Origin of the sequence: Pseudomonas graminis, assembly GCF_004364335.1 — a bacterium.
Classification (GTDB): Bacteria; Pseudomonadota; Gammaproteobacteria; order Pseudomonadales; family Pseudomonadaceae; genus Aquipseudomonas; species Aquipseudomonas graminis_D.
Genome location: NZ_SOCR01000011.1, coordinates 148,397 through 161,130, shown reverse-complemented (window position 1 = coordinate 161,130; position 12,734 = coordinate 148,397). Strand labels below are relative to the sequence as shown.

The 12,734-nt window shown below is 59.0% G+C and carries 8 protein-coding genes; 3 read left to right on the top strand and 5 right to left on the bottom strand.

What is annotated here, in order from left to right; translation table 11 throughout:
- Nucleotides 1-124: 124 nt before the first annotated feature.
- The 5 genes from EC919_RS21075 to EC919_RS21055 all read right to left on the bottom strand — a co-directional run bounded on the left by EC919_RS21075 (nt 125) and on the right by EC919_RS21055 (nt 8,824).
- Nucleotides 125-1,726 carry an ABC transporter substrate-binding protein gene (locus EC919_RS21075; RefSeq protein ID WP_133776270.1) on the bottom strand — a complete coding sequence of 534 codons (1,602 nt, stop codon included), beginning with the start codon at nt 1,724-1,726 and terminating at the stop codon, nt 125-127.
- Between the two features lie 338 nt (nt 1,727-2,064).
- Nucleotides 2,065-3,693: an ABC transporter substrate-binding protein gene (locus EC919_RS21070; protein ID WP_133776269.1), complete on the bottom strand. Its 1,629-nt coding sequence runs from the start codon at nt 3,691-3,693 to the stop codon at nt 2,065-2,067.
- A gap of 284 nt (nt 3,694-3,977) precedes the next feature.
- Complete coding sequence (locus EC919_RS21065) at nt 3,978-5,576, bottom strand: ABC transporter substrate-binding protein (RefSeq protein WP_133776308.1); 1,599 nt, start codon at nt 5,574-5,576, stop codon at nt 3,978-3,980.
- Nucleotides 5,577-5,688: 112 nt separating this feature from the next.
- Entirely contained in the window at nt 5,689-7,857 is a 2,169-nt protein-coding gene (locus tag EC919_RS21060; RefSeq protein ID WP_133776268.1) for an HET-C-related protein, read from the bottom strand.
- 250 nt (nt 7,858-8,107) lie between these two features.
- Nucleotides 8,108-8,824 carry an SIMPL domain-containing protein gene (locus EC919_RS21055; protein WP_133776267.1) on the bottom strand — a complete coding sequence of 239 codons (717 nt, stop codon included), beginning with the start codon at nt 8,822-8,824 and terminating at the stop codon, nt 8,108-8,110.
- A 208-nt stretch (nt 8,825-9,032) separates the two neighbouring features.
- Between EC919_RS21055 and EC919_RS21050 the strand changes: the two genes are divergently transcribed.
- The 3 genes from EC919_RS21050 to EC919_RS21040 all read left to right on the top strand — a co-directional run bounded on the left by EC919_RS21050 (nt 9,033) and on the right by EC919_RS21040 (nt 12,684).
- On the top strand, nt 9,033-10,289 hold the full coding sequence (locus tag EC919_RS21050; RefSeq protein ID WP_065990166.1) for an ATP-binding protein: 1,257 nt from the start codon (nt 9,033-9,035) through the stop codon (nt 10,287-10,289).
- The gene (locus EC919_RS21045) at nt 10,286-10,846 is read left to right on the top strand and encodes a response regulator transcription factor (protein ID WP_065990162.1); all 561 of its coding nucleotides are present in this window, start codon (nt 10,286-10,288) and stop codon (nt 10,844-10,846) included. Before EC919_RS21050 ends, EC919_RS21045 begins: the two co-directional genes overlap by 4 nt.
- Before the next feature lie 101 nt (nt 10,847-10,947).
- Entirely contained in the window at nt 10,948-12,684 is a 1,737-nt protein-coding gene (locus EC919_RS21040; RefSeq protein WP_133776266.1) for an ABC transporter ATP-binding protein/permease, read from the top strand.
- The last annotated feature ends 50 nt before the right edge of the window (nt 12,685-12,734 follow it).

Below are 12,734 nucleotides of genomic sequence, written 5' to 3'. Positions count from 1 at the left end.
GGCGGGCTTTTTATGGTGTAGCCCGCTCGGTGGTGCGGCCTCATGGCCATTTTTCTGCCTATCCGGCGAAACGCGGATAAAGCAATGCCAAAGGGCGTGGTGGCGCCCTCAGGCATGTTCTGAATTATTCGGCGACGCTGACGCCCGAGAAGTTGTTGCGGTTGAACGGACTCACCAGGAAACCTTGCACTTCCTTACGCAGCGGCTGAATCACCGTCGAGTGGGCAATCGGCGTAATGGGTACCTGTTCTTTCAGGTAATGCTGAGCCTGTTTGTACAGCGCGATGCGCTGGTCCTTGTCCGTGGTCGACACGGCGGCCTTGACCAGTGCGTCGTATTTTTCGTCGCACCACATGGAGTAATTGTTGCCGCCGATGGATGCGCAGCTGTACAGCGTGCCCATCCAGTTGTCCGGGTCACCGTTGTCACCGGTCCAGCCGATCAGCGAAATGTCATGCTCGCCGTTCTTGCTGCGCTTGAGGTATTCGCCCCACTCGTAACTGACGATGGTTGCCTTGATGCCCACCTTCGCCCAGTCGGCCTGAAGCATCTGAGCCATGAGCTTGGCATTGGGGTTGTAGGGGCGCTGGACCGGCATCGCCCAGAGAGTCAGTTCGGTGCCTTCCTTGACGCCGGCGGCGCGCAGCAACTCGCGGGCTTTTTCCGGGTTGTAGGGCGCGTCCTTGACCGTGTCGTCGTAGGACCACTGCGTCGGTGGCATGGAGTTCTGGGCCAGTTGCCCGGCGCCCTGGTACACCGCCTCAATGATCGCTTTCTTATCCACCGCCATGTCCAGCGCCTGGCGGACCTGCAAGTTGTCCAGCGGGGCGTGGCGCACGTTGTAGGAGATGTAACCGAGGTTGAAGCCGGGCTTTTTGATCACTTGCAGGTCTTTGTCCGCCTCGATCGACTCAACGTCCGCCGGGCGCGGATTCAGCGTCACCTGACACTCGTCTTTTTTGAGTTTTTGAATGCGGACCGAAGCATCTGTATTGATTGCAAAGATCAACTGATCAATCTTGACCCGACTCGGGTCCCAGAACTGTTTGTTCTTCACATAGCGAATCTGCGAATCTTTTTGATATCGCTGAAACACAAACGGCCCGGTGCCAATGGGTGCCTGGTTAATATCGCGCACATCACCCGAGGCCATCAGTTTGTCAGCGTATTCAGCGGAAAGAATTGACGCAAAGTTCATGGAAACGTTCTGGATGAACGCCGCGTCAACTTTGTTCAGTGTGAACACGACGGTCATCGGGTCGGTCTTTTCCACTGACTTGATGTTCTTGTCCAGGCCCATGCTGGTGAAGAACGGGAACTCGGTCGGATAAGCCACGCGGAAAGGGTGGTCCTTGTGCAGCATGCGATTGAACGTGAACAGCACGTCGTCGGCATTGAAATCGCGCGTGGGCGTGAAGAACGTGTTGCTGTGGAATTTGACGCCTTCACGCAGATGGAACGTGTAGGTCAGGTTGTCAGGGGAGATGTCCCAGCTCGTTGCGAGAGCGGGTACGACGGTGGTCTCGCCCCGTGCGAACTCGGCCAGACGGTTATAGATCGGCTCGGCGGCGTCGTTGTCAGTGCCGGAGGTGTACTGACCGATATCAAACCCGGCCGGGCTGCCTTCCGAGCAGAAGACCAGGCTTTTGCTGGCGGCCTGAACTACGGGGGTCAGAGCCAGAAGGCCAGCGGCAATAAGTGATGGCATAACGATATTCGAACGCATGATATTCCTTATCGTGAGAGGCGCATTAATTGCGAACACCTGCGCGATCCATGGCAACCGTTTGCGCAAATGGAGAGTCATCGCCCGAATACATCTCACTGTTCAAGATAAATAACGGACTGCATTTGCGGCTCGTCAGAAGGTATGTCTCTGGCGCCACACAGTCCATAGTTACGCGTGCTTCAAAGTTTGTAGGAAAAGTGCTTATCGTTAGTAGGCAAGGGCTGTAAGCAAGTCGCTACTCATCTAACGATAGTCAATTTCATTTAACGATCGTGCACATGACAACGCGGTCGCGTTGCCCTGAGGCAACGCGACCGGGTGGTCATCTGGAAGTGTTACTTGCCGCTGACGCTGACGCCGTAGAACGAGTTCAGACCGAATGGACTGATCTTGAAGTCCTGAACTTCCTTGCGCATCGGCTGATAAACAGTCGAGTGGGCAATTGGAGTCATAGGCACGGCATCTTTGAGCAGATGTTGAGCCTGCTTGTACAGCTCGGTGCGTTTGGCCTGATCGGTGGTTTCCTTGGCCTGGTGAATCAAGGTATCGAACGGCTTGTCACACCATTTGGCGAAGTTGTTGCCGTTAAGGGCGTCACAGCCAAACAGGGTACCCAACCAGTTGTCCGGGTCACCGTTGTCGCCGCTCCAGCCAATCAGCATGGCACCGTTTTCGCCGGCCTTGGCGCGCTTGATGTACTCGCCCCACTCGTAGGAAACGATCTTGGCGTTGATGCCGATCTTCTTCCAGTCGTTCTGGAGCATCTCGGCCATCAGCTTGGCGTTCGGGTTGTAAGGACGCTGAACCGGCATCGCCCACAGGGTGATCTCGGTACCTTCCTTCACGCCTGCCTGCTTGAGCAGCTCCTTGGCCTTGGCGACATCGTACGGTGCGTCTTTGATCGTGGTGTCGTAGGACCACTGGGTCGGCGGCATGGCGTTGGTCGCCAGTTGGCCCGCACCTTGATACACCGCGTCGATGATGGATTTCTTGTTGACTGCCATGTCCAGCGCCTGACGTACTTTCAGGTCAGCCAGCGGGTTCGGCTTGTCGTCGCCCTTGATCTTCGGCATCACGTTGTAGGCGATGTAACCCAGGTTGAAGCCGGCCTGATCAGGCATCTTCAAAGCAGGATCAGCCTTCAGCGGAGCGAGGTCAGCCGGACGCGGGTACGCGGTGATCTGGCATTCGCCTTTTTTCAGCTTCTGCGCACGAACCGAAGCGTCAGTGGTGATGGCGAAAATCAGGTTGTCGACTTTGACGTCTTCAGGCTTCCAGTAGTCCTTGTTCCCGGTGAAGCGGATGTTGGAGTCTTTCTGGTAGCTCTTGAACACGAACGGGCCAGTGCCGATCGGCTTCTGGTTGATGTCTTCCGGCTTGCCTTCTTTGAGCAGCTGGGCTGCGTATTCAGCGGACTGAATGGACGCGAAGCTCATCGCCAGGTTCTGGATGAATGCAGCATCGACGGTGCCGAGGGTCATCTTGACGGTGTGATCGTCGACTTTCTCGATCTTGGTGATGTTGGTGTCCATCGCCATGTCGGTGAAGTACGGGAATTCGGTCGGGTACGCCTTACGGAACGGGTCGTCCTTGTTGATCATGCGGTTGAACGTGAACAGCACGTCATCGGCATTGAAGGTACGCGTCGGTTTGAAGTACGGCGTGGTGTGGAATTTCACACCTTCACGCAGGTGGAAGGTGTAGGTCAGGCCATCCGGGGCAACGTCCCAGCTGGTGGCCAGGCCTGGAATGACAGCGGTGCCGCCACGTTCGAACTGGCTCAAACGGTTGAAAACGGTCTCGGCCGAAGCATCGAAGTCAGTACCGGTGGTGTATTGACCTGGATCGAAACCAGCAGGGCTGCCTTCGGAGCAGAACACCAGGTTCGATGCTGCATGGGCGAAGGGAGCGCTGGCGATCAAACCTGCGCCGAGAAGAAACGGAATGACCGCTTTTTTGAGCATGGTGGCCTCAGTTGTTGTCATTTTTTTGATTGAGGGTACGGCCTTTTGAGCCGGTCCCGCAGATACTTATGCAGGCGCCATACCCAAAGCAAGATGTCGGCGCCAGCAAGGTGACAAACAGTGGCACGAACGTACACGAATGTCGCATAAGTGTAATTACTGACGCTGTTGAACGTTTGCGTGTCGCATATTGATATCTTTGAAGCACCAAAAAGGTGCATCGCAACGTGGCGATTGCACCCGCTTCGGTCATCAAGTGTTACTTCGCTGTTGGTTTCAGCTGATTACTTGGTCAGGCTGACACCGTAGAAGGGCGTCAGGCCAAATGGGCTGAGTTTGAAGTCCTGAACCTCCTTGCGCATCGGCTGAAACACCTTGGAATTGGCGATCGGGGTGATCGGCACGTCGTTTTTCAGAATGGTCTGCGCCTGCTGATACAGCTTGATCCGCTCCTCGCGGTTGCTGGTCAGTTTGGCCTGGGTCACCAGCTTGTCGTAGGCAGGGTTGCACCACTTCGCATAGTTGCTGCCCTTCACCGCGCCACAGCTGTACAGCACGCCGAGCCAGTTGTCGGGGTCGCCATTGTCACCGGTCCAGCCGTAGATCATCACGTCGTGCTCGCCGGCCTTGGCGCGCTTGATGTACTCGCCCCATTCGTAGCTGACGATGTTGGCCTTGATACCGATCTTCGCCCAGTCCGACTGAATCATCTGCGCCGACATGCGTGCATTCGGGTTGGACGCGCGCTGTACGGTCATCGCCCACAGGTTGATCTGCGTGCCTGGCGCAACGCCGGCTTCCTTGAGCAGTTGCCTGGCTTTTTCCGGATCGTGGGGCGCATCTTTGATGTTCGGATCAAAGCTCCATTGCGCCGGTGGCAGAGCGTTCTGTGCCAACTGCCCGGCGCCCTGGTACACCGCCTTGATGATGGCCGGCTTGTCGATGGCCATGTCCAGCGCCTGACGCACTTTCAACTGATCGAGCGGCGGATGGGTCACGTTATAGGCGAGAAAGCCCAGGTTGAAACCCGCCTGACTCAGCACCTTGAGGTTCGGGTCCTTCTGCGCTTCTTCGATGTCCTGTGGACGCGGATACCCGCTGATCTGGCATTCGCCGGTCTTCAGCTTCTGCAGGCGGGTGGCGGCGTCGGTGTTGATCGAGAAGATCAGGTTGTCGAGCTTCACGTCCTCCGGCTTCCAGTATTCCTTGTTGCCGACGTAACGGATTTGCGCGTCTTTCTGATAGCGCTTGAACACGAAGGGTCCGGTACCGATCGGCTTCAGGTTGATATCGCCAGCCTTGCCTTGCTTGATCAGTTGCGCGGCATATTCAGCCGACTGAATCGAGGCGAAGCTCATCGCCAGATTCTGGATGAACGCGGCATCGATGTTGTTCAGCTGGAAGCGGACCGTCTGATCATCGACCTTTTCGACCTGCTTGATGGTGGTGTTCATGCCCATGTCGGTGAAGTACGGCGACTCGGACGGGTATGCCTTGCGGAACGGGTCATCCGGGTTCAGCAGGCGGTTGAAGGTGAACAGCACGTCATCGGCGTTGAAGTCGCGGGTCGGTTTGAAATAGTCCGTGGTGTGGAATTTCACGCCGGGCCGCAAGTGAAAGGTGTAGGTCAAGCCGTCGTCGGACACTTCCCATTTGGTTGCCAGGCCCGGCTCGACGTCCGTACCGCCGCGCTTGAACTGGGTCAGGCGGTTGAAGACTGTTTCTGCAGACGCATCGAACTCGGTGCCGCTGGTGTACTGGCTGGGATCGAAGCCGGCAGGGCTGGCTTCCGAGCAATAGACAAGGGTGCTTGCCGCCTGGACCGACGGAACGCAAAGCGCCATGGCCGCTGCCAGAAGCAGGGGTTTGAAGGTTGTGTCCATGTGAACCTCATAAAGTGCGGCACTCATGCCTGAATTCATCGACGGGATGATAGACCGCCAAGAATGCCGCACAGCTCACTTGAGCAACAAGCCACGGAAATTCATAAGCTTATTACTTGATGAGCGTTTGCAGGTCTTTCCACCAGGTTGTGCTGGAAACCACCTTCATGAACCCCTGCTCCAGAACGCCCTGCACGCCAGAGGCCTGCGAGGTTTTGCTGTTGAACACGTAGTCCAGATAACGCTGACTGTCTTTGATGAGTGTGTTCTGGATAGCGCGAAGTTCGTCAATCGCCGCTTGCTGGGTCTTGTCCAGCTCGCTCTTCGATTCACTGCGCGCGACGTCCGCCGGGTTGCTTTCCGCCCATGCCATGACGATCGGGTACTGCCATTCGCTGTCGGCGGGATGGCAGAAGAACGCCGATGCGACGGCGACCGGATCGGCACCGGGTTTGCCAGCCCAGTAATCGACCATGGACTGGGCGACCTTGCGCACGGCTTCGGTGGCGAGCAGCGCCGCCAGATCGTGAAGCGGGTGTTCGGCGTGATCTTTGGACAGTTGCGAATGGCTCGGTTCAAGGGTCGGATCGACATTCGGGTCACTGCCCAGCAGCGTTTGCGCGTCGTCGACGCTATTGCCGATCCAGGTCAGAACACCCTGCGCCGCGCTGTTGTAGGCGTTCAGCAGAATGCCCGCCGGGGTGTTGATCAGCCAGCGATAGAACTTGAGGGTGTCTACGCCCATTTTCCGGGCAAGCGTGACCAGACCGTCCCTGGCCTGCAGCAGCGCGTTGAAGGCGTTGTAATAATCCCGGTCCGGATGCTCGCTCAGTAGTACCAGCATCACTTTGTCCCGGTCCGAGCGATAACCCGGCTGAGTGAGCTCGAACTCCAGCTCTGCGGTGGAGAAGAGGATTTTGCCCAGCGGACCCGCCAGACTGGCGATCACGTCAGTGGCCCCGAACGTGCCCGTGACCAGGGGCAGATTCCATTTGACGTGTGCAGGCGTTGTCCAGGGCAGAACATTGACATATCCGGCCTTGATCAGGCTCAGCTCTGCGAAGTTTGAATGGGCGAACAGGTCTTCGAGCACATGCAGTGCGGCGCCGAAGCTGCGCAGTCCGTCGAGGGAACGGCCCTGTTGCATGGCCAGACGCAGCTCTTGCCCCATGTAGCCCACCGCGTTGCCGATGTAGCGCTTCATCGACGTGTCTCGGTCCGCACCAAGGGATGGATCGCCGGGAAGCACCCAGGCTTCGAAGTCCGGGTCACGCACTTTCGGGTCCGGGAAAGGCGGATCGATGACCAACGGATTGTCGATATGCTCCGTGGGCCGATAAACACCCAGCTTGTTCGGCGTGACCTTCATTTCGTTCGGATAGTGCATCCGTAGGTCGAAGAATTTTTTAGCGGCCAACACATCGACGAGGTCGGTCCAGCTCTCGCGGGACAGGGTCGCCGGAAATTCTTTTGGCATGTCCGCTGCGCGGGTGATCTTGGGATCGACGACCTGGGAGTAATCCCGCAGCCAGTTGCCGAAGTAAACCGCGTCTATCTCGTTCTGACTGAAGTTGAAATCCCGCAGCACCCATTCGATCGTCTGGTGGGTGCTGCCTTTGGAGTCAGTGCCGGCTTCGAAGGCTTCACGATCGCAATGGCTGTGCGAGGGCTCGAAGCGCAGGTCGGTCGAGGCCAGATAGTCGCGAATGGCTTCGCATGCTTGCTGCCAGGAAGTCGCGTACTGACGATCGGTGGAGGCAACTTCGGAATAGGCAGCGAAGGTCATGTCGTCCTGCGAAGGAGAGGCTGCCTCGGTCATCCACAAGGTGAACAGATGCCCTTCCTCGAATGGCGCATCGGTCTCCAATGGCGCGTTCTCATCGCTCAGCTCCCGGCGCAGGACATTGTCGATGTGGTGGCCGAATTCGTGGAGCAGTGCGGTCAGCAGCCACCAGTGGTGCTGTGGATGGGCAGTGGTGCGCAGGAAGAATGCCCAGTCGACGCGGATGACCCGCTCGCGGTTATCGTAGTCCGCTTCGAAGCCCAGATCCCGGGCGAGAAGGACGGCAGGGTTTTGCACTTCTCCCGCCAGTAGCTTGTCTTGCAGCTTCGTGTAGAGGTGAGGCGGGATGTCGTTGCCGAAGACGTTGCTCATCTCCCGGGCAAAGGCGTCTGGCGCGAGTGTTTCGGCCACTTGGGTCAGCAGGTCCAGCGCGAAAGTGCTGCGTAACGTACGGGCGGGCATGTCGACCGGAATAACAGGTTGAGCTTGAAAAGGCATGATCGGATTCTTCCTTGAATCATTGGCGGCGCACGGTCGTGCACTTGAGGTGCAGTCGGCTTTGAGTGCGGGTTAAGTGTGTGTTTCTGGCGACAATTCTATTTATTCCGGCCAGCGTGGAAATCGGGCGAATCGCCCTGAGCCGTAGGAGAAGGGTGCCGCGCTGATGGGGAAGGGGCGACAGGAGTGCCGGAAAAAAGTGGGGAAGGGGGAACGAAAGGGCGGCAGCCAGCGGCTGCCGCCGTGTGCATCAAGGGATAGCGACTTCGATGACACCGTCTGCTGCCACGCTGACCTGACTGGTGCCGGCTTCGACGTCAGGCGTTGGCGCGGCGTCGGCACGGGCGGCCTTCATCATCATGACCGGCGCGCGCAGATACGGCTGCGGAAACCCGGAGGTATTCAGGTTCAGGTTGACCAGCTTGTAGCCGGTACCGCCCAGTGCGTCAGTCACCAGTTTCGCGCGCGCGCGGAACGCGGTAACGGCGTCTTTAAGCAGCGCGTCCTCGCTGGTTTTGCGTGCGGGATTGGAAATCGAGAAGTCCATGCCGCCCATCTTCATGTCGCCACCCAGCAGGTCGCCGGTCAGCTTGGACAGCGCGGCAAAGTCGGCGCTTTCCAGGCGCAGTTCGGCATGCTCACGCCAGCCGGTGATCTTCTGGCCTTTGTCGTCGTAGATCGGGTAGCTGTTGCGGCTGCCCTGACGGATGTTGATGTCCTTGACCTCACGTGCTTCGCCCAGCGCCTTGTTCAGCGTCTCGGTCACGCCAGCAGCCAGTTTGGCCGGGTCGGTGTTCTGCGATTCGGTGTAGAGGGTGACGGTCATCAGGTCGCGCTGGACTTCCTGGCTGACCTCGGCGCGGACTGAAACCTGGTTGTAGTGAACGTCGTCGGCGAGGGCAGGGGCGCTGGCCAGCGCGAGTGCGCCGAGGGTGAACAATGTGGCAGTGGGGCGAAGGCTGAACATAAAAACTCCTTGTTTGGCGAACCGTCCCGAGGCGTTTTGCAAGCCCTCGGCGGGCGGATGCCCATCTGACTGTGAAGCCGGGGGCTTGTTCCTGCACGGCCCCGCACACCTCAAAATGGATGTGGCGCTTTGACGCACTTTGACGGCAACTGTTGTCGCATTGGTTATACTCGCTCCGATTCGCCTGGAGCGCTCATCAGGAGAGCTCATGCTCGCCCCCTTGCAACTGCTTTCCGCTACCCGTCAGAACCTCTGGCGCCTGACGTTCATCCGCATTCTGGTGCTGGGTGCGCAGGCGGGCTCGGTGGGGTTCGCCTATCTGTTCGATCTGCTGCCGCTGCCCTGGTTACAGCTGGACATTACCCTGGGTTTCTCGGCAATCGTCTGCCTGCTGACGGCCATTCGCCTGCGCACCTCGTGGCCGGTGACCGAGCTCGAATACGCCGTGCAACTGGCGTTCGACCTGTTTATCCACAGCGCCCTGCTGTACTTCTCCGGCGGCTCGACCAATCCCTTTGTTTCTTATTATCTGGTGCCGCTGACCATCGCTGCCGTGACGCTGCCGTGGCGTTATTCGCTGATCCTGTCAGGCATCGCACTCGCGCTGTATACCCTGATGCTGGCCAAGTTCTTCCCGCTGGATGCCTTTGTGGCGCGCGAGAACATGCAAATCTACGGCATGTGGCTGAGCTTCGCGCTGGCGGCCGGTGTGATCACCTTCTTCGCCGCGCGCATGGCTGAAGAGCTGCGCCGTCAGGAACACATGCGAGCCTTGCGCCGTGAGGAGGGCGCCCGGGATCAGCAATTGCTCGCGGTGGCGACCGAAGCCGCCGGCGCCGCCCATGAACTCGGCACGCCGCTGGCGACCATGAGCGTGTTGCTCAAGGAAATGCAGCATCACCACAAGGACCCTGCGCTGCAGGAAGACCTTTCGGTGCTGCAGGATCAGGTCAAACTGTGCAAAGAGACATTGCAGCAACTGGTTCGCGCCGCTGAAGCGAATCGCCGGCTTTCGGTGCAGGAACAGACCGTCACGCACTGGCTCGATCAGGCCCTCAACCGCTGGCACCTGATGCGCCCGGAAGCCACTTACCGCTTTCAACGTCTGGGCCAGGGCGACGTGCCGATGCTGGCGCCGCCGCCGGATCTGACCCAGGCGCTGCTGAACCTGCTCAACAACGCAGCCGACGCCTGCGCCGAAGGGCTTGAGGTGAATCTGGACTGGACCGCCACCGAGATTCGCATCAGCATCCGCGATCACGGCGCCGGCGTACCGCTGGCCATCGCCGAACAGATCGGCAAACCGTTTTTTACCACCAAGGGCAAAGGCTTCGGCCTTGGCCTGTTCTTGAGTAAGGCCAGCGTGACCCGCGCGGGCGGCTCGGTGAAACTCTATCCTCACGAGGAGGGCGGTACGCTTACCGAGCTGCGCCTGCCCCGTGACGCACGAGGAGATGAAGCATGACTGACGAAATCCAGGTTGAAGGCGAAGAACTGCCGCACCTGCTGCTGGTGGACGACGACGCCACTTTCACTCGCGTGATGGCACGGGCCATGGCGCGCCGTGGCTTTCGCGTGAGCACCGCCGGTTCGGCCGATGAGGGCCTGGCACTCGCCCAGCAGGACATCCCGGACTACGCCGCCGTCGACCTGAAAATGGAAGGCGACTCGGGGCTGGTGCTGCTGCCCAAGCTGCTGGAGCTGGACCCGGAAATGCGCGTGTTGATCCTGACCGGGTATTCAAGCATCGCGACGGCGGTCGAAGCGATCAAGCGCGGGGCCTGCAACTACCTGTGCAAACCCGCCGACGCCGATGATGTGCTGGCAGCGCTGCTGTCTGAACATGCCGATCTGGACACCCTGGTGCCGGAAAACCCGATGTCGGTGGACCGCTTGCAGTGGGAGCACATCCAACGCGTGTTGACCGAGCACGAAGGTAATATTTCGGCGACGGCGCGTGCCTTGGGCATGCATCGGCGCACCTTGCAGCGCAAGTTGCAGAAGCGCCCGGTCCGTCGTTAAGCAGGGAATGCTCCTTAAACATTTCTTCATGGAAGATCGTCTGTGGCGTCTGGCACATTGGCGCCAAACGCCTATAACTGCCCGCTGCCGAGCTTTTTGCCATGAATTTTGATGTAGACGAATCCAGGGTCAATGACGCTGTAAACGGGAATTTCTTTTCCCGGGTCTGGAAGCTGGTGACGCCTTACTGGCGCAGCGAAGAAAAAGGCATGGCCTGGGTGCTGCTGATCGCAGTGATCGTGCTGTCGCTGTTCAGTGTATTCATCTCGGTGTTGGTCAACAACTGGTACCGCGACTTCTACAACGCGCTGCAGAACAAGGATCTGGGGGCCTTCACGCACCTGATTTTGTATTTCTGCGGCATTGCCGCCATTGCCATTCTCGGCGCGGTGTATCGCCTCTACCTGACCCAGATGCTGACCATCCGCTGGCGTCGCTGGCTGACCGAACAGCATTTCGCCAAATGGCTTGCGCACAAGAACTACTACCGGCTGGAGCAGGGCGGTTACACCGATAACCCCGACCAGCGTCTGTCCGAAGACCTCAACAACTTCACGTCCGACACCCTCAGCCTGAGCCTTGGCCTGCTGCGCACCGTGGTCAGCCTGGTGTCGTTCTCGGTGATTCTGTGGGGCGTGTCCGGCAGCATCGAGCTGTTTGGCATCACCATTCCCGGCTACATGTTTTGGGCGGCGCTTATTTATGCAGCGGTCGGCAGCTTGCTGACTCACCTGATCGGCAAACGTTTGATCCTGCTGAGCAACCAGCAACAGCGTTACGAGGCCGACATGCGTTTTTCGCTGGTGCGCGTGCGTGAAAACGCCGAAAGCATCGCCCTGTCCGACGGTGAGCCCAACGAGAACCAGCGCCTGAGCGCGCGCTTCGGCATGGTCTGGAGCAACTTCTGGACGATCATGAAGGTGCAGAAGCGCCTGACGTTCTTCACCGCCGGTTACTCGCAGATCGCCATCGTCTTCGCCTTTGTGGTGGCCGCGCCGCGTTATTTTGCCGGCAAGATCGAGCTGGGCGAGCTGATGCAGATCAACTCGGCGTTCGGCAACGTGCAGGAGAATTTCAGCTGGTTCATCGACGCATACACCCAACTGGCGTCGTGGCGCGCCACCTGTGATCGTCTGCTCAGCTTCCGTCAGGCCATGGACGAAAACGAAGCGCGCGTCCCGGCCATCAAGGTCAGTCATGACAGCGATGGCTTGCAGCTCCAAGGCCTGGCGCTTTCCCTCGCAGGCGGTCGCCATCTCCTGGACAACGCCAACATCAGCATTGCAGCAGGCGAGAAGGTCATGCTCAGCGGCCGCTCCGGCAGTGGCAAAAGTACGCTGCTGCGGGCGATGGGCGGGTTGTGGAAAGAAGGGCACGGTGCGGTGAAATTACCGGCCAAACGTGCATTCTTCCTGCCGCAGAAACCCTATCTGCCGATTGGCACCTTACGGGAGGCGTTGAGCTATCCCCAGGCGCCCGAAGTCTATCCGGCCGAGCGCTTTGCCCAAGTGCTGGAAACTTGCCGCCTGGGTCATCTAATTCCGCGGCTGGACGAGACCGAGCATTGGCAGCGCATGCTGTCGCCGGGCGAGCAACAACGTGTCGCATTTGCCCGCGCCCTGCTGTTCGCGCCGGACTGGTTGTACCTGGATGAGGCCACGTCAGCGATGGACGAAGAGGATGAAGCCGCGCTGTACCAGGCGTTGCTGGACGAGTTGCCGGGCGTGACCTTGCTCAGCATCGGCCACCGCAGCAGTCTCAAGCGGTTCCATCGTCGCCATGTGCGCATCGAGGGCGGCCAACTGCATGAGCAGCCGCTCACCGAAACGGCACTTTGAGCGTAAAGTGCTGAAGCGATAAAGTGTCGTAAACAAGGTGCCTCGCCGGG